This window comes from Thioalkalivibrio sp. AKL19 (assembly GCF_000420165.1).
GTDB lineage: Bacteria > Pseudomonadota > Gammaproteobacteria > Ectothiorhodospirales > Ectothiorhodospiraceae > Thioalkalivibrio.
The window spans coordinates 78,896-96,193 of sequence record NZ_ATUK01000011.1; the positions used below are offsets into that span (position 1 = coordinate 78,896).

Genomic DNA, 17,298 nt, shown 5'->3' on the forward strand with positions numbered 1-17,298 from the left:
GTTTTCCGGGTGCGCAGGACCGGCCGGGTCGCCTGGTTCGCTCCGCGGGGGTGCGTCGGCAATGATGGGAAGGAGAGGCCGCATCCAGCGCCCCCGTCATTGCGAGGGCCCGAAGGGGCCGCGTCAATCGCCCGCCGCGATCACCGGATTTCGCGGCATGACGTTATGCCAGCTTCCGGAGATTGCTTCGCTTCGCTCGCAATCACGGCGAGTGGAGCCGCACAGAGGGCTGCGGCTGCGCCCCTACTTGCCGATGCAGAAGCCGGCGAAGATCTCGCCGAGCAACGCCTCGTGATCCTGGCGGCCGAGGAGTTCGTCCAGGGCATGCTCGGCCAGGCGCAGCTCTTCGGCGATCAGGTCCGGGGGCGCAGCCGCGTCGATCGCGGCAAGATGGCTGGCCGCCGAGCGGAGCCCGTCGAGGTGACGGGCGCGCACGCTGAAGCGCTGCTGGCCGCCGTCGCTTGCGCCCAGACGTTCCACAATCGCCTGCTTGAGGGTGGCAAGCCCCGAGCCGGTCCGTGCGGAGACCGCGATTTGGTCCTCTGCACCGGCTTCGTCGGCAAGGCAGTCGACCTTGTTCCATACGGTCAGACGCGGGATGTCGTCCGCGGCCTCGAGGTCCGGAACCGCCTCGGGACGGGTCAGGTCGCGCAGCTCGAGGATCAGGTCGGCCCCGGTGGCCGCCTCGCGCGCGCGCTGCATGCCGATTTTCTCCACCGGATCATCGCTGGCGTGAAGGCCGGCGGTGTCGATCAGCTCCACCGGAATGCCGTGGATTGCGATCGGCGAGCGCAACACGTCGCGGGTGGTCCCGGGGCGGTCGGTCACGATCGCAACCTCGCTCTCGGCGAGACGGTTCATCAGGCTCGACTTGCCAACATTCGGGGCACCGACCAGGGCCAGGCGCAACCCCTGGGCAAAGTAGCGCGCCGGGCGCAGACGATCGAGGAGTTCGCGGATGGTCGTGCGAAGGGCGTCGGCACGGCGTGCGATATCCGCTGCGGCCTCCGACTCGAGGTCGGTCTCGCCGAAGTCGATCTCCGCCTCGATGATCACGCGCATGTCGCGTATGGCGCGGGAGACGGGTTCCAGCTCGATTGCCAGCGCCCCGTCGAGACTGGAGCGGGCAAGCCGGGCGGCCTGGGCGGTCTGGGCGTGGATCAGGTCGGCGACGGCCTCGGCTTGCGCCAGGTCGAGGCGGCCGTTGAGGAACGCCTGTTCGGTGAACTCCCCGGGTCGTGCACGACGCGCGCCGAGGTCCACCGCGGCGGCGACGAGCGCCTCCAGCAGGACCGGGCTGCCGTGGCCCTGCAGTTCGACCACGTCCTCGCCGGTGTAGGAATGCGGACCGGGGAAGAAGAGGATCAGGCCATCGTCGAGCGCCTCGCCTCGGGCGGGATCGACGAAGCGGCCGTAGTGGGCGTGGCGCGGACGCAGGACCGTGCGGCCGGTCAGGTGCTGGGCGATAGCCCGGGCCTCGGGGCCCGACAGGCGGACCACACCGATACCACCGACCCCCGGCGGGGTGGCAACCGCGACGATGGTGTCCGCCCCGGTCACGGCGCGGTCAGCTCTTCTGCTTGTCCGGGTCCTCGCCGCTCTCGATCTTGCGCGTGATGTACCACTGCTGGGCGATGGAGAACAGGTTGTTGGTGAACCAGTACAGCACCAGACCCGCCGGGAAGAAGGCGAAGAACACGGTAAACACGAACGGCAGCGCCATGAAGATCTTCTGCTGCACCGGGTCCATCGGCGGCGGATTCAGCTTGTATTGCACGAACATCGACACGCCCATCAGGATCGGCAGGATGAAGAACGGGTCACGCGAGGACAGGTCCTGGATCCACAGCCACCAGGGCGCCTGGCGCAATTCCACACTCTCGAGCAGTACCCAATACAGGGCGATGAACACGGGGATCTGTACCAGGATCGGGAGACAGCCACCCAGCGGGTTGATCTTCTCCTTCTTGTACAGGTCCATCAGCGCCTGGTTCATGCGCTGCTTGTCGTCCTTGTAGCGCTCCTTCAGCGCTTGCAGCTTGGGCGCGACCTTGCGCATGCGCGCCATCGAGCGGTAGCTGGTCGCGGACAGCTTGAAGAACGCGATCTTGATGAAGATGGTCAGAATAACGATCGACCAGCCCCAGTTGCCGACCACCATGTGGATCTTGTCCAGCAGCCAGAACAACGGCTTGGACAGGAACGTGAAAATGCCATAGTCGACGGTCAGTTCCAGCCCCTGGGCGATCTGGGACAGCTCGTCCTGCAGCTTCGGTCCCACCCACAGTCGCGTGGAGAACTGACCGCTGGAACCCGCCGGGATCTGGATCGACTCGGAGTGCAGACCGATCAGGTACTCGTCACCCACCTCGCCCGGGACGGCGCGGGCGTACAGGGCATTCACCTCGTCCTCGCCCGGGACCCAGGCCGAGACGAAGTAGTGCTGGATCATCGCGACCCAGCCCCCCTGGATGCGCGCCTGGATGGGGTCGTCCCGCAACGACTCGAAGCGTTCCCGCTCGTAGCTGCCATCGAAATAGGCCGCGCCGGTAAAGGTGTACAGCCACCACGACTCGCGGTCCGGAGTCGGCCCGTGACGCAGCTGCCGGTACTGACGGCCGCTCCAGGTGGAATCGGAGCGGTTGTGGACCTCGTAGTCCACTTCGATCAGATGCGACCCGCGCGTGAAGGTGTAGGTCTTGGTGACCTCGATCTCGCCATCTTCGGACGTCCAGCGCAGCGGGACCTCGACGGTTTCCTGCCCCTCGGCGAGCTCGAAGCGGTCCTGGTCGACCTGGAAGTTGGCATGATGGGAGGGCGCGCGGGCCTCCATCGACTGGTCGTTCACCCGGTCATGGGTCAGACCGCTCTGCGCGACATAGCCGCGCACGCGATGGTCGAACAGTCGAACCGGCACCAGCGGATCGTCCTGCAGGTCCTGCGGGTACTGCAGCAGGTCCGCCCGCAGCAGGGTCCCGCCACGGGTATCGATCAGGATCTCGTGGGTATCGGTGCGCACGGTGATCTGCCGGCGGTCCGGCTCCTGCAGGGTGCTGACCTGCGGCGCGTCATCGGCCCGCGGATCCGTCTCCGACTCGAACTGCGGGGCGTCCGGCACATCTTCAGGCCGGGCATCCGGGTCCTCGGCCGCCTGCTCGGCGCTGCGGTCCGGCTGGCTCGGGGTGCCGTAATCCTGGTTCCAGGCCTGCCACATCAGGAACAGGACAAAGGCCAGAGTGAGCCACAGAAGGGGGCGAAGGTTATCCATGAGCGCGACTACTTTGAGGGTCGGGTGCTGGGAGAAGCGGAACGCGGAGCCGGGACGGGATCATAACCACCCGGCGACCAGGGGTGGCAGCGCAGGATGCGCCGCAGGCCCAGCCAGAAGCCGCGCAGAACCCCGTGGGTCTCAACCGCCTCGACGGTATACGCCGAACAGGTCGGGTAGTGCCGGCAGTGCGGGGCCATGAACGGCGAGAGGCCGTACTGGTAGGCCCGGACGGGCAACAGGGCGATCTTGCGTGGCAGGCTCATTGCAGGCGTTCCAGCAGGCTGTCGATCTCGGCACGCAGGGCGCGGCGATCGGTGGTCGCCGCCCCGCCCCGCGCGAGCACGATCATGTCGAGCGGCGGCAAGTCGGTACGGCGCAGGCGAAAGGCCTCGCGCACGATCCGCTTGATCCGGTTGCGAGCACTGGCGTGGCGGACGTGGCGCTTGCCGATGGCCAGGCCGAGGCGCGCCTCGCCGGAATCCGATCGCCGGTAGAGCAGCGTCAGGTCGCGACCGCGCTGGCGTCGGGCATCCTCGAAGACACGCCGGTAGTCCGCCCCCGTCAGCAGGCGGACGCGGCGCGGAAAGGTCTGGATGGCTGGCGCCGCGGTCACGGGTGCCGGCGCGCCGCCCGGATTACGGGCAGAGGCGCTTGCGGCCCTTGGCGCGGCGAGCGTTCAGGACCTTGCGACCACCGCGGGTGGCCATGCGGGCCCGGAAGCCGTGCGTGCGGGCGCGAACGAGCCGGCTGGGTTGAAAAGTGCGCTTCATGACAGTTCCCGTGACGCTTGGTTAAAGGGCGGTGAAAACTAGCGCCATCCGGACGCAAAGTCAATCACGGGGCTCGGGACATCGCTGGCACCCGATGCCCCCATCGGCGTAGACTCGGTGGCTTCCAATGCCCCCGCTCCGGAGACGAACGCGTGTCAGCGAATGCCCTGTGGACAGCCTGTCTGGATCGCCTGCAGGGGAAGGTCAGCGAGCAGCAACTGAATACCTGGCTGCGGCCATTGCATGCCGAGGACTCGGATGGTGCGCTGCGCCTTCTGGCGCCGAACCAGTTCGTGTTCGAGCACGTGCGCGATCATCTGCTCGATTCTATCGAGGAGGCGGTCAGCGAGGTACAGCCGACGGACGGTCCCGACGGCCGGCGCGTGCGACTCGGAATCGGCGGGGCGGAGATTGCGGCGGCGCCCGCCGCCCGCGAGGGGGCCGGCGAGCGCAAACCGGCGGACAGCGCCAGTCCCCCGCCACGGCCCCAGGGTCCGGTCAGCAACCTGAATCCGGCGTTCACCTTCGACACCTTCGTCGAAGGCAAGTCGAACCAGCTCGCACGGGCCGCCAGCCTGCAGGTGGCGGAGAACCCCGGGGTGGCCTACAACCCGCTGTTCATCTACGGGGGAGTGGGCCTGGGCAAGACCCACCTGATGCACGCCATCGGGCACAGCATCCTGGCGCGGCATCCGGAGGGGCGGATTATCTATCTGCATTCCGAGCGCTTCGTGGCCGACATGATCAAGGCCCTGCAACACAACGCGATTGACGAATTCAAGCAACACTATCGCTCCGCCGACGCCCTGTTGATCGACGACATCCAATTCTTTGCCGGCAAGGAACGCTCGCAGGAGGAGTTCTTTCATACCTTCAATGCCCTGCTTGAGGGTCAGCAGCAGATCATCCTGACCTCGGATCGCTACCCGAAGGAGGTGGAGGGGCTGGAGGAACGGCTGAAGTCGCGCTTCGGCTGGGGGCTGACCATCGCCATCGAGCCACCGGAACTGGAGACGCGGGTCGCGATCCTGCAGCGCAAGGCCGAACAGGCGGGAATCGAACTGCCCACCGAGGTCGCGTTCTTCATGGGCAAGCGGATCCGGTCGAATATCCGCGAGCTGGAGGGATCGCTGCGGCGGGTGATTGCCAACGCCCATTTCACTGGAAAGCCGATTACCCTGGACTTTGCCAAGGACGCGCTGCGCGACCTGCTCGCTGTCCAGAACAAACTGATTACCCTGGAGAATATCCAGAAGACCGTCGCGGATTACTATCGTGTGAAGGTCACGGACCTGCTGTCGACCCGGCGCAGCCGCTCGATTGCCCGACCACGGCAGATCGCCATGGCGCTGGCAAAGGAGTTGACCCAGCACAGCCTGCCGGAGATCGGCCAAGCCTTCGGGGGGCGCGATCACACCACGGTGATCCATGCCTGCCGCAAGGTCGCCGAGCTGCGCGAAGCGGATGCCAGCCTGGACGAGGACTACTCGAACCTGTTGCGAACGCTGAGCAGTTGAATGGCACCGATCCGCAGCCGTGGAAACCTGTGGATAAGCTGGGTGCAACAACGGTATGGAAGCGTGGAAAAAGCCGGCGCCAAAACTGTCCACAGGTTGGCAACAGGGTTCACAGAGGTTGGGGAAGACGATTATAAGGGTGCAAGATACTGAAAAAAAAGGATTTTCAGGATCCCCTGCACAGGCGGGGCCGCCCCTTATTATTACTAGATAAATATCTAAACAGACTAGATACAGGACATCGCCATGGAACTGTCTTTCAATCGCGAGACGATGACCGAAGCGCTGCAACGGATTGTGGGCGCGGCCGAGAAACGGCTGACGATGCCCATCCTGGGAAACGTCCGTCTGCGCCCGGACGACAATGGATCCATCCGGATGGATACCACCGATCTGGAGCTCGCCTGGCAGGCCGGTGCCGAAGGGACGATCCCCGGGGAATGCGATGTCACCGTGTCGGTCCGCAAGCTGCTGGATGTCGTGAAGGCGGCGCCCGCGGACAGCGACATCCGGGCTCGGGTAGAAGGAGAACGCATGACGGTCGGCTTCGGCGGATCGCGGTTCAGCCTGGCGACTCTGCCGGGGGCGGACTTCCCGGACTGGGAAGCACGCGGGTCGGAGATGGTGCTCGACGTGCCGCAGAACCGCCTGCGTCGTTTGCTGGAGGCCACCATGTTCTCGATGGCGCAACAGGACGTGCGCTACTACCTCCAGGGATTGCTCCTCGTCGCGAGCGGCACCAGTCTGCGGGCGGTCGCCACGGACGGGCACCGGCTGGCACTGGCCGAGGTGGACCTGGAACAGCCGGTCGAGGGCCGGGTCGAGCGCATCGTGCCGCGCAAGGCGGTGGCGGAGCTGCGACGGAATCTCGCGGATGACGACGCGCCGGTGCGCATCGGATTCGGGGAAGACCAGGTCGTGTTCGAACTCGGCAGTGCGGTCCTGCGCAGCAAGGTAATCGAGGGACGTTTCCCCGATTACGAGCGCGTGATCCCGTCCGATCTGCCGGCGACGCTGAAGGTGGACCGGGAGACGCTGAAGCAGGCGCTGGGGCGAGTGGCGATCGTGGCGAGTGACAAGTATCGCGGGGTGCGGATGGTGCTGGGCGAGAATGGGTGCCAGGTGATGACACACAACGCGGATCGCGAAGAGGCACAGGAGTCGGTAGAGGCGGAGTACGACGGGGGACCGATGGAGATCGGGTTCAACCTGGGCTATCTGGCCGATGTGCTGAATGTGCTCGAGACGGAACAGGTGCGCATCGGCCTGCGTGACGGCAATTCCTCGATACTGATACAGGCGGAGCCTCCGGGCGGGGCGCGCTACGTCGTCATGCCCATGCGCCTGTAGGGATAGACCTTTCCATGTGCACGTTCGCGTTGGTACCCCAGGGTTCCGCACCATCTGTGGCGGCCCTGTCTTGAGCATGGATAGTGGCTGGGCAGCGTCCGGCGTTCGCGCGCCCAAGCGATTCGAGCGCGAGGGTGTACGTGGATCGGTGTCTCCCTAGGTCCGGGGGCGGGGTGCTGGAGTCGCTTTGGTGGCAGGGAGTGCGCAACCTCGGGGAACAGACCCTGGCGCTGGGGCCCGGGATCAATCGGCTGATCGGGCCCAACGGGGCGGGTAAGACCTCGGTCCTGGAAGCCGTGCACATCCTGGCCGCGGGCCGGTCTTTTCGTACCCAGCACCTGCGGCGGGCCCTGCAAAGCGGAGCCGAGCAGCTGTGGGTCGGGGGTGTGGTGAACAGTCCGGCCGGCGGGCTTCATCGGTTGGGACTTGCCTGGGACGGGACGCGACGATCCCGGCTGGATGGGCGCTGGATGCAGGGTCATGCCGCGGTGGCGGAGTGGTTGCCGGTTCGGACACTGCACGCGGGGTCGTTTGAGTTGTTGACGGGCGGACCGGAGGAGCGCAGGCGGCTCCTGGACTGGGGGTGTTTCCACGCCATTCCGGGGTACCGGTTGAACTGGCAACGCTGGAAACGGGCGCATGATCAGCGCAATGCGGCGCTGAGGGTCGGCGACCGGGCCGGGGCGAGGGAGTTCGAACGACCGTGGGTGGCGTTTGGCGCGGAGATCAGCGAGGCTCGGGCACGATACGTAGAGGCGTGGGCGAGTGCGACGACGGCGGCTGCCGCTCAGTTCGGGTTCGGTGAACGGCTGGAAGGCCTTGGGCTGAAGGTCCGGATGGGCTGGGATCGCGAACGGCAGCTAGAGGAGGCTCTGGATCGGAGTCGAGAGAGCGATGAGGAACGGGGGTTTTCCCAGGTGGGCCCGCAACGGGCGGACCTCGATTTGAGGCTGGGTGGGCGCGCGGCGGCCGAGGCGTCGAGGGGAGAACAGAAGCGCCTGGTCACCGCCCTGGTGGGGGGGCAGGCGCGGATGCTGGAAGCAGAGACCGGACGGTCGCCGGTCCTTCTTCTGGATGACGTGGTTTCGGAGCTGGATCGCGAGGCTGTAGAGGGATTGATGGCGGGGTTGCGCGGATCCCACTGGCAAATACTCGTCACGGCCGTGGAAGACGGGATTCCGGGGCTTCGGGGCGAGGATTCGGGACAATTGTTCCACGTGAAACATGGCCACGTAAAACCGGCGCCTGCCGCCTGACACCTCTTTGCCGTGACGTTTCGGCGATGGCCAGGACGGACCTCTCGCCTCGCCACCGCTCCACCGGTCGCCCCCGGCTTTGCGGTATACTGGTGTGTCTGCAACTGGCCGGATGACTCACCCGCATGTCCGATATCGAAGCCCAAGATCCCTCCGTCTACGATTCCACCCAGATCCGTGTCCTCAAGGGACTCGATGCCGTCCGCAAGCGACCCGGCATGTATATCGGCGACACCGATGACGGCACGGGACTGCACCACATGGTCTTCGAGGTCGTCGACAACTCGATCGACGAGGCGCTGGCCGGGCACTGCGACAATATCGAGGTCACCATCCACGAGGACAACGCGGTATCCGTCAGCGACAACGGTCGCGGGATCCCGGTGGATATCCACGAGGAAGAGGGCACGTCGGCCGCCGAAGTTATCCTCACCGTGCTGCATGCGGGCGGGAAGTTCGACAACAACTCGTACAAGGTCTCCGGGGGTCTTCACGGGGTTGGTGTCTCGGTCGTGAACGCCCTTTCCGAGGAATTGCGACTCGAGATCCACCGCGACGGCAAGCGTCATGACCAGACCTACCACCTTGGTGTCCCCGATGCCCCGCTCGCCGAGACCGGCCCCACCGACCGTCACGGCACGCGCGTCTGGTTCCGCCCCAGCCCCCAGATCTTTACCGACATCAACTTCCATTACGAGATCCTCGCCAAGCGCCTGCGCGAGCTCTCCTTCCTCAACTCGGGGGTGCGCATCACCCTGCGGGACCATCGGGACAACCGCGAGGAAACGTTCCTCTTCGAGGGCGGCATCCGCGCCTTCGTCGAGCACCTCAACCAGAAAAAGACCGCGCTGCATCCGACCGTCGTCTATGCCGACCAGATGCGCGAGGACTACGCCGTCGAGATCGCGCTGCAGTGGAATGATTCCTACCAGGAGAACATCTTCTGCTACACCAACAATATTCCCCAGCGCGACGGTGGCTCGCACATGGCGGGCTTCCGTGCCGCCCTGACGCGGACGATCAACCAGTACCTGGAGAACGAAGGCCTGATCAAGAAGGCCAAGGTCGCCACTGCCGGTGATGACATGCGCGAAGGTCTGACCGCCGTGCTGTCGGTGAAAGTGCCGGATCCGAAGTTCTCGTCGCAGACTAAGGACAAGCTGGTCTCCTCCGAGGTGAAACCGATCGTCGAGAGCGTGCTCTCCGATGCACTGAACAACTTCCTCCTGGAGAATCCGCAGGAGGCCAAGGCCATCACCGAAAAGGTGCTGGATGCCGCACGGGCCCGCGAGGCCGCGCGGAAGGCCCGCGAAGTCACCCGTCGCAAGGGTGCGCTGGACATTGCCGGCCTGCCGGGCAAGTTGGCCGACTGCCAGGAGAAGGATCCGGCCCAGTCCGAGCTCTATCTGGTGGAGGGCGACTCCGCGGGCGGGTCGGCCAAACAGGGCCGCGATCGCCATTTTCAGGCCATCCTGCCACTGAAGGGCAAGATCCTGAACGTTGAACGTGCGCGCTTCGACCGCATGCTCGGTTCGGCCGAGGTCGGTACGCTGATCACCGCCCTCGGCTGCGGGATCGGCAAGGAAGAATACGATCCGGACAAGCTGCGGTATCACCGCATTATCATCATGACCGATGCCGACGTGGATGGCTCCCACATCCGAACCCTCCTGCTGACGTTTTTCTTCCGCCAGATGCCGGAGCTGATCGAACGCGGCCACGTCTATATCGCGCAGCCGCCGCTGTACAAGATCAAGCGCGGCAAGCGTGAGCAGTACGTCCGCGACGAAGCCGAGATGGCCGAAATCGTGATCTCGCTCGCCCTCGACGGGGCCGCGCTCTACCCGAGTCCCGATGCACCCCCGATTACCGGCGAGGCGTTCGAGGACCTGGTCAAGGGCTACCAGAAGGCCGCCCGGGCCGTGGAGCGCCTTGGGCGCTTGTACGACCCGCGCATCCTGTGGGCCATGCTCGAGGCGGACGCAATCCCCGAGCCGCGCAGCGTGACCAACCCGAACGTGCAGGCATGGTTCGGCCGGATCCTCGAGGGCCTTTCCAGCGACAAGGCTGGGGCCACGCGCTACAGCCTGGGCCCGGTCACCGATCTGGACGGCCACGCCCAGCTGAGCCTCGACCGGATCGAGCACGGCGCGGCCCTGTCGCAGTTCATCACGGACGACACCCTTGCCTCGCGCGATTTCCAGGCCGTACTGGACCTTTCCGCCCGCCTCAACGCGCTGCTCGACCAGGGTGCATACATGAAGCGTGGCGAACGCATCCATGTGATCGAGGGCTTTTCGGAGGCCATGGAATGGCTACTGCACGAGGGCCGTCGTGGCCTCGCGACCCAGCGCTACAAGGGCCTTGGCGAGATGAACCCCGATCAGTTGTGGGACACCACCATGAACCCGGAAACCCGCCGACTGCTTCAGGTTCGCGTCGAGGATGCGATCCGTGCCGACGAGATCTTCACGACGCTGATGGGCGATCAGGTTGAGCCTCGCCGGGATTTCATCGAATCCCGGGCGTTGAGCGCGGAGAACGTCGACATCTGACGTCCACCGACGACTCTCCGGAACTGACCCGCTTCCATGCAGGTCCTGTCCCTGATCGTCATGCTGGTGGTCCTGACCCTACTCGGGTTTCGTCTGCATACCCACCTTGCGGTCCACGAACGCCGGGTGGTCGCAGCCTGGGACCGCCTGGATACGCTGCTCACGCAGCGTAACGGGCTGCTCCAGCAGGCCTATGCAACGGCCGCCCACCCCCACGCGTCACTGTGCACCGTACACACGAAGGTCCAGGACCAGGAGCGTTCCCGACGCCGCGGCGATCTCCCCGAACTCGCGGACGGCGAGCGCGCTATACGGTCCGCGTGGGATCGCTATATCAATGAAATCATTGAAGAATCCGACTCCTGTCAGGAGAGCCTCGAGCTCACCCGGCGGCGCGTCGCGGCCCTGGACCAGGCCATCAGCGAGGCCCTTTCGCGCTACAACGCGGCGGTTTCGGCCTTTACCGCTTTGCGCCGGCACTGGGTCTTTGGACCGCTTGCGCGCCTGACCGGTTACACCGCCTTCGAACCCGTGGGACCGCCACCCCCTCCCGAGCCCTGACGAGCGCTTCCCGACCCCGGGGGAACGCCCTCCCGGCGATCCGGTCCGAATGGCATAATCTGCAGGGCAACACGACCCCGTGCCTCCACGGCTCCGTGTTGCCCTGGCTGACCCGACACCTGGAGAGACCGTGTCCAATCCCTTGCTGCAGACCGACCGCCTGCCCGCTTTCCGGTCCATCGAACCGGAGCACGTATTGCCGGCGGTCGAGACCGTCCTGGTCGAGAACCGGAACGAGATCGACCGTCTGGTCGACGCGGTGGGCGAAACCCCTACCTGGGACTCCCTTGTTCACCCGTTGCAGCGGCTCGACACCCGCCTGGATGCGGTCTGGTCTCCGGTCGGCCACCTGAACGCCGTCATGAACGGCCCGGCAATCCGCGAGGCCTACAACGCCAGTCTCCCGTTGCTGTCGGACTACGGCAGCTGGGTATCCCAGCATCAGGGCCTCTACCGGGCCGTCAAGCGCCTTGCGGAAAGCGCTGAGTACGCCCGGCTCTCGCCGCAGCGGCGCAAGGTCCTGGACGACATGTTGCGCGACTTCCACCTCAGCGGCGTGGACCTTCCCGAGGCTGAGCGCGAGCGCCTCCGCGCCATCAACGCCCGGCTGTCCGAGCTGACCGCCCGATTCGAGGAGAATCTCCTGGATGCCACCCAGGCCTGGACGTGGCAGACCGACGATTCCAAGGCACTCGCCGGTATCCCCGAATCGGATCGGGCCATGCTCGCGCAGAATGCCCGCGACCACGACCAGACTGGCTACGTGGTGACACTGGACATCCCGAGCTACCTGGCCGTGATGACCCACGCCACGGACCGAGACCTGCGTTACCGTGTCTACGAGGCCTTCACCACTCGCGCCTCCGACCGTGGCCCCGGGGCCGGTAACCACGACAACAGCGAGATCATGGTCGAGATCCTGCAACTGCGCGAGGAAAAGGCGCACCTGACAGGTTTTGCGCATTATGCCGACCGCTCCCTGGCGACCAAGATGGCCGCGAGCGCCGAACAGGTCGAGGGATTCCTGCAGGACCTTGCTCAACGGGCGCGGCCCCGCGCGGAGCGCGACCTCGAGGAGCTGCGTACCTTCGCCCGCGAGGAACTGGGCCTGGACTGCCTCGAGGCCTGGGATATGGCGTTTGCGGCGGAGAAAATGCGGGAGCGCCGCCTCGGCCTCAGCCAGGAGATGCTGAAGCCCTACTTCCCCGCCGACCAGGCCGTCAACGGTCTCTTCGGGCTCGTCCAGCGCCTGTTCCAGGTGCGCTTCGAGCCCGACGACAACGTCGAGACCTGGCACGATGACGTCCGCTTCTATCGCATATATGATGCGAACGGAATCGAACGCGCTGGCTTCTACTTCGATCTGTACGCCCGCAAGAACAAGCGTGGCGGGGCCTGGATGGATGTCTGCCGCAATCGCTTCGTTTCCGGCGAAGACGCCCAGCTGCCGGTCGCCTACATGACTTGCAATTCCACCCCGCCGGTGGACGGCAAGGCCGCGCTCTTTACGCATGATGAGGTCATTACCCTGTTCCACGAGTTCGGCCATGGCCTTCACCACATGCTGACCCGCGTGGACGAGCCCGACATCGCCGGCATCAACGGCGTCGAATGGGATGCCGTCGAACTCCCCAGCCAGTTCATGGAGAACTGGTGCTGGGAGCGCGAGGCCCTGGACCTCTTTGCCCGGCACCACGAGACCGGGGAGCCGATGCCGGAGGATCTTTACCAACGCCTGCTCGGAACCCGCCACTTCCACGCCGCTTTGCAGCTGCTGCGCCAGGTCGAGTTCTCCCTGTTCGACATGCGCCTCCATGCCCGCGCAGCCCCCACGGACGTCGGGGAAGTCCAGCAGCTCCTGGAGTCCGTCCGCGAGGAGGTCGCGGTAGTCCGACCGCCAGCTTTCAATCGTTTCGCTCATGGCTTTGGCCACATCTTCGCCGGCGGCTATGCGGCGGGCTACTACAGTTACAAGTGGGCCGAGGTCCTCTCCGCCGACGCCTTTGGACGCTTCGAGGAGGAGGGCCTGTTTTCGCCCGAGGTTGGCGCCGACTACCTGCACGAGATTCTCGAGGCGGGCGCATCGCGTCCGGCCGCCGAGTCCTTTCGCGCCTTCCGCGGTCGGGACCCGCAGATCGACGCCCTGCTGCGTCACAGCGGCCTCGAGGAGGATGCGGCGTGAAGATCGCCAGCTGGAACGTCAACTCCCTGAAGGTGCGCCTGCCGCAGGTCCTCGACTGGCTGGGACGCTCGCGCACCGACATCCTCGCCCTGCAGGAAACCAAGCTGACCGACGAGAACTTCCCGGCAACCGCGATCCGCGACGCGGGCTACGAGGTCGTGTATTCCGGCCAGAAGACCTACAACGGTGTCGCGATCCTGTCGCGTACCCAGGCAACCGATATCGTCACCGATCCCCCTGGTCTCGAGGATGCCCAGCGACGAATTCTGGCCGCCACGATCGGCGATATCCGCGTGGTAAACCTGTACGTGGTGAATGGCGAGAACGTGGGGACCGAGAAATACGCCTACAAGCTTGACTGGCTGGCGCGCCTGCGCCACTGGCTGGCGGACGAGATCGCCCGCCACCCCAATACGGTGGTCCTCGGCGATTTCAACATCGCACCGGACGACCGCGACGTGCACGACCCCGAGGCCTGGCACGAGCGCATCCTGTGTTCCACGCCCGAACGCGAGGCCCTGATGGCTCTTGCCGACCTGGGGCTTGCGGACACCTTCCGGGCCTTCGACCAGCCCGAGGCCGAGTTTTCCTGGTTCGACTACCGAGCCGCTTCCTTCCGCCGAAACCGCGGTCTCCGGATCGACCTCATCCTGGCCAGCGACCCGCTGCAGGCCCGGCTCCAGGCCGCCGGCATCGATCGTGAACCCCGCGGCTGGGAGCGCCCCTCCGACCACGCCCCCGTCTGGGCCGAGTTCGCCGACTAGCCCAGCCGGCCTATCACCGGGAGCGCCCGTGAAGTACAAGGATCTGCGCGATTTCATTGATGGCCTCGAACAGCGCGGGGAACTGCGCCGTATCGCCCGCGAAGTCGACCCGAATCTCGAGATGACCGAGATCGCCGATCGCGTCCTGCGCGCCGGCGGCCCCGCCCTGCTGTTCGAGAATCCTACCGGCTCGGATATCCCGGTCCTCGCCAACCTGTTCGGCACCCCCGAGCGGGTGGCCATGGGGATGGGCGAGGATTCGGTGGAGGCCCTGCGCGAGGTGGGCCGGCTGCTGGCGTTTCTCAAGCAGCCCGATCCGCCCAAGGGGCTGAAGGCGGCCTGGGAGCAGTTGCCGGTCTTTCGCAAGGTCCTGGACATGGCCCCGAAGAAGACCCGGGGCGCCGCCTGCCAGCGCCACGTGATCGAGGGGCAGGATGTCGATTTGTCCCGCCTCCCGGTCCAGACCTGCTGGCCCGGGGACGCCGGGCCGCTGATCACCTGGGGGCTGGTGGTCACCCGCGGACCGGAAAAGTCGCGCCAGAACCTCGGCATCTATCGCCAGCAGGTGATCGGCCGCAACCGCGTGATCATGCGCTGGCTGTCGCACCGGGGTGGGGCACTCGACTTCCAGGAGTGGACCCGCGCCCATCCCGGCGAGCCGTTTCCCATCGCCGTGGCCCTGGGCGCCGATCCGGCCACCATCCTCGGGGCGGTCACCCCGGTACCGGATACCCTGTCGGAATACGCCTTCGCCGGGTTGCTGCGGGGCAGCCGTACCGAGGTCACCCGTTGCATCGGTTCGGATCTCGAGGTCCCGGCTTCCGCCGAATTCGTGCTCGAGGGACACATCCACCCGGGCGACACCGCGCCGGAAGGTCCGTTCGGAGACCACACGGGCTATTACAACGAGGTGGACGAGTTCCCGGTCTTCACCATCGACCGCATCACCCATCGTGACGAGCCGATCTATCACTCCACCTATACCGGCCGTCCGCCTGATGAGCCGGCTGTCCTCGGCGTTGCCCTGAACGAGGTCTTCATCCCGATCCTGCAGAAGCAGTTTCCGGAGATCGTGGACTTCTACCTGCCGCCCGAGGGCTGTTCCTACCGCCTCGCCGTCGTCTCCATGCGCAAGCAGTACCCCGGCCACGCCAAGCGCGTGATGATGGGTGTGTGGTCCTTCCTGCGCCAGTTCATGTACACCAAGTTCGTGATCGTGGTCGACGACGACGTGAACACCCGGGAATGGAACGACGTCATCTGGGCGATCACCACCCGCATGGACCCGGCCCGCGACACCACCCTGGTCGAGAATACCCCGATCGACTATCTCGACTTCGCCTCGCCGGTCTCGGGCCTGGGTTCCAAGATGGGGATGGACGCGACATCCAAGTGGCCGGGCGAGACCGACCGCGAATGGGGCCGCCCGATCGCCATGGACGAGGCGGTCAAGCGCCGTGTGGACGAGATCTGGGATGAACTGGGGCTATGACGGGTGACTCACCCGCGAAGCGCGGCCGCCCGCACGGCGTTCCTGCTCGTCCTGGTGCTTGCCCTGGCCGCCTGTGCCGCGACCCCCGGGCGTGACACCGTGCGCGCAGCACAGGTCCCGATGACGGACGCCGCTGCCACTACCATCGCCCCCGAGCGCATCCGCCGCTGGCCGGCGGAAAACCCGGCCGCCGTGGTCATTGCCCTGCACAGCTTTCGCGATCATGCCGGTGCCTACCAGGACCTGGGCCCGTGGCTGGCGGAACGCGGCTATGCGGTGCACGCCCTGGACCAGCACGGTCACGGTGCCAGCGAACCGCATGGCCGCTGGCCGGGCGCCGCGGCCCTGATCGAGGACGTGGCCGTCATGGTGCGCGAGGCACGCGCCGTATATCCGGACCGGCCGGTGTTCCTGCTCGGCGAGAGTATGGGCGGATCCGCGGCCCTGGCCGCCCTTGCGACGCACCCCGAACTGCCGGTGACCGGGGTCATCGCGGTGGCCCCGGGCCTGCGCGGCGGCATCCCCGTCCGGGGCCTGTGGGACGCCGCCGTGCGCGCCGGCGAGACCTTCGCCGGCGGCCTCACCGTCACCATCGACCCGGACTATGCCGGCAGCCTCGCGCCGCCGGCGGTGACGCGTTTCGGCCAGGATGCCCGCATCATCCGCCGGGTGCGCATGGATACCTACGCCGGGGTGGTCTGGCTGGCCCAGTATGCTACCGACCACATCGAGCACGTCGACGCGCCGGTGGTCTACCTGTGGGGCGAACAGGACGGGACCATTCTGAAGGCCTCGGTCTGCGCCGCGGCGGCGGCCCATCCGCGGGGCGAGGCCGAGGTCTGGACCGACCCGCACTGGCCGCATCTGATCCTGCACGCCCCCGACTGGCGCGATACCGCCACCCGTCTGGTTGACTGGATGCGGCGGGTGGCGCCGCATGACCCGGGCGCGCACCCCGTGCGCAATCCCGACCCCTGCGACTAGTCGCCCAGGTGGGCGCCGTCCTGCGGCGTGGCCGACCAGGTTGCAATGTCGCGGCCCATGGCCTGTACCGTGCGCCCCAGCACCGAGCAGGAGCCCTTGAAGCCGCCAAAGGCGCCGCCACCGGAGAAGCGGCGCGCGGTGAAGCTGGCCTGCTCCCTGCCGTCGGCGTACAGCGTGCCCGCGGCCTCGGTGACCTTGCGGTGGCCAATCCACGCATTGCCACCACTGACCGCATCGGTCAGTTCCACCTTCAGCACCTGTCCCCCGTCGGCCGGATCCACGTCCTCGCTGCGCTCGAAGCGGATCCCCTGGGCGGCGCCATAGTGCGCGATGAACTCCGAGAACTGTTCCTCCAGGTTGCACTCCTGGCGGATGTTGCTGGCGATCGTGGCATCGTCGCTGTAGGGGACCGAATGGGCCACCCGCACTACCGGGGCATCCGCCGGCACATCGGCGCTGGCGGCGGGGGTGTCCTCCTGGGCGGCGGCTTCGCCGGAATCGGTGGAGCGGGTCTCGTTGGAGGCGCAGCCGCTCGCGAGCAGCAGCCCGGCCCCGGCGGCGATCAGCAGATGACGCATGGCATTCCCTTGTCTATT

General features: G+C 66.3%; 15 protein-coding genes. 9 read left to right on the top strand and 6 right to left on the bottom strand.

What is annotated here, in order from left to right:
- Positions 1-243: 243 nt before the first annotated feature.
- The 5 genes from mnmE to rpmH are packed head-to-tail and all read right to left on the bottom strand — an operon-like array spanning position 244 to position 4,041.
- Positions 244-1,560 (bottom strand): tRNA uridine-5-carboxymethylaminomethyl(34) synthesis GTPase MnmE, encoded by a 1,317-nt coding sequence (gene mnmE, locus F817_RS0105395; protein ID WP_024326687.1) that lies wholly within the window; start codon positions 1,558-1,560, stop codon positions 244-246.
- A 7-nt stretch (positions 1,561-1,567) separates the two neighbouring features.
- A complete protein-coding gene (gene yidC / locus F817_RS0105400) occupies positions 1,568-3,268 on the bottom strand; it encodes a membrane protein insertase YidC (RefSeq protein ID WP_024326688.1) in 1,701 nt (566 codons plus the stop codon).
- 8 nt (positions 3,269-3,276) lie between these two features.
- Positions 3,277-3,534 (bottom strand): membrane protein insertion efficiency factor YidD, encoded by a 258-nt coding sequence (yidD, locus tag F817_RS0105405; protein WP_024326689.1) that lies wholly within the window; start codon positions 3,532-3,534, stop codon positions 3,277-3,279.
- Positions 3,531-3,884, bottom strand: a complete 354-nt coding sequence (gene rnpA / locus F817_RS0105410; protein ID WP_024326690.1) for a ribonuclease P protein component — start codon at positions 3,882-3,884, stop codon at positions 3,531-3,533. Before rnpA ends, yidD begins: the two co-directional genes overlap by 4 nt.
- Positions 3,885-3,906: 22 nt before the next feature.
- On the bottom strand, positions 3,907-4,041 hold the full coding sequence (rpmH, locus tag F817_RS0105415; RefSeq protein ID WP_018141118.1) for a 50S ribosomal protein L34: 135 nt from the start codon (positions 4,039-4,041) through the stop codon (positions 3,907-3,909).
- Between the two features lie 152 nt (positions 4,042-4,193).
- Here rpmH and dnaA point away from each other — a divergent pair, with 152 nt between their 5' ends.
- From dnaA to F817_RS0105460, 9 genes are all read left to right on the top strand, one after another.
- A complete protein-coding gene (gene dnaA, locus F817_RS0105420; protein ID WP_024326691.1) occupies positions 4,194-5,558 on the top strand; it encodes a chromosomal replication initiator protein DnaA in 1,365 nt (454 codons plus the stop codon).
- A gap of 246 nt (positions 5,559-5,804) precedes the next feature.
- Positions 5,805-6,908, top strand: a complete 1,104-nt coding sequence (dnaN, locus tag F817_RS0105425; RefSeq protein WP_024326692.1) for a DNA polymerase III subunit beta — start codon at positions 5,805-5,807, stop codon at positions 6,906-6,908.
- Between the two features lie 173 nt (positions 6,909-7,081).
- On the top strand, positions 7,082-8,164 hold the full coding sequence (locus F817_RS0105430; RefSeq protein ID WP_024326693.1) for a DNA replication/repair protein RecF: 1,083 nt from the start codon (positions 7,082-7,084) through the stop codon (positions 8,162-8,164).
- Between the two features lie 125 nt (positions 8,165-8,289).
- A complete protein-coding gene (gyrB, locus tag F817_RS0105435; protein ID WP_024326694.1) occupies positions 8,290-10,719 on the top strand; it encodes a DNA topoisomerase (ATP-hydrolyzing) subunit B in 2,430 nt (809 codons plus the stop codon).
- Positions 10,720-10,755: 36 nt separating this feature from the next.
- Positions 10,756-11,280: a hypothetical protein gene (locus tag F817_RS0105440; protein WP_024326695.1), complete on the top strand. Its 525-nt coding sequence runs from the start codon at positions 10,756-10,758 to the stop codon at positions 11,278-11,280.
- 130 nt (positions 11,281-11,410) lie between these two features.
- A complete protein-coding gene (locus F817_RS0105445) occupies positions 11,411-13,462 on the top strand; it encodes a M3 family metallopeptidase (protein ID WP_024326696.1) in 2,052 nt (683 codons plus the stop codon).
- Positions 13,459-14,226 carry an exodeoxyribonuclease III gene (gene xth, locus F817_RS0105450; protein WP_024326697.1) on the top strand — a complete coding sequence of 256 codons (768 nt, stop codon included), beginning with the start codon at positions 13,459-13,461 and terminating at the stop codon, positions 14,224-14,226. The genes F817_RS0105445 and xth overlap by 4 nt, the downstream gene beginning before the upstream one ends.
- A 28-nt stretch (positions 14,227-14,254) precedes the next feature.
- Positions 14,255-15,718, top strand: coding sequence for a 4-hydroxy-3-polyprenylbenzoate decarboxylase (ubiD, locus tag F817_RS0105455; RefSeq protein WP_024326698.1), 1,464 nt, complete (start codon positions 14,255-14,257; stop codon positions 15,716-15,718).
- 3 nt (positions 15,719-15,721) lie between these two features.
- On the top strand, positions 15,722-16,702 hold the full coding sequence (locus F817_RS0105460; RefSeq protein ID WP_024326699.1) for an alpha/beta fold hydrolase: 981 nt from the start codon (positions 15,722-15,724) through the stop codon (positions 16,700-16,702).
- Here the strand turns inward: F817_RS0105460 and F817_RS0105465 are convergent.
- Positions 16,699-17,280, bottom strand: coding sequence for a hypothetical protein (locus F817_RS0105465; RefSeq protein WP_024326700.1), 582 nt, complete (start codon positions 17,278-17,280; stop codon positions 16,699-16,701). The two genes, F817_RS0105460 and F817_RS0105465, sit on opposite strands and share 4 nt — an antisense overlap.
- Positions 17,281-17,298: the final 18 nt, after the last annotated feature.